The following is a 777-nucleotide window of genomic DNA, read 5'->3' on the forward strand; positions in this document are numbered from 1 at the left end:
GCAGATACCCCTGCATGCTTCGCTACATCACGAATCGTTATCTTTTCTCCCATAAAATCTCTCCAGTTAAACGGTTAACTATTTACTCGTTCATTATAATTCACTCCTTTATTATCAGTCAACGTATTTTTCAAATTATCTGTTAACTATTATAATATCTTCCTAGATTGGTATGTTTTAAGCAGTGACAAGATGTATTGACACCTGTTAATCTTTGAAACGTACATATAAAGTTCGGTGCACAGCACGCACCGATCCGTGATAAAAGGGGYGTTCAAAAGGATTTCAGGAGGTACTTACTTTATGTTTAAGAAACTAGCAATTATTGGAGCACTGGCAGTTCCTATGTTCGGCATGAGTCACGGGGCAAATGCCGCTGAAACAACTCATCGCGTAAAAGCCGGAGAGACTCTTTACAAGATTGGCACTGAATACGGCGTTACGGTTAAACAGTTAAAAGAAGCGAATCACAAATCTACGGACTCTATTAATGCAAATGAAACACTAACAATCCCTAACTCTATTAGCGAAAGTGATAAAGAATTGTTAGCTCGCCTTGTACAAGCTGAAGCAAAAGGCGAACCTTACGCTGGCAAAGTGGCTGTAGCAACAGTTGTCTTAAATCGCGTGGATAGCGATTCTTTCCCAAACTCTATTCATGATGTCATTTATCAAGGTACACAGTTTACACCTGTACAAAACGGTGAAATTAATAAAGCAGCTGATGCTGAAGCAAAAAAAGCTGTAAATGAAGCACTAGCTTTTAGAGGTCAAGGA

Annotated in this window: 1 protein-coding gene; it reads left to right on the forward strand. The window is 39.0% G+C overall.

Annotated elements, in window-relative coordinates; all coding sequences use genetic code 11:
* Positions 1-303: 303 nt before the first annotated feature.
* Positions 304-777, forward strand: a 474-nt coding sequence (locus tag AC1DRF_RS30600) for a cell wall hydrolase (RefSeq protein ID WP_477742648.1), incomplete at its 3' end; no start/stop codon positions are given.

It is taken from the genome of Priestia sp. P5_B4 (genome assembly GCF_056400385.1).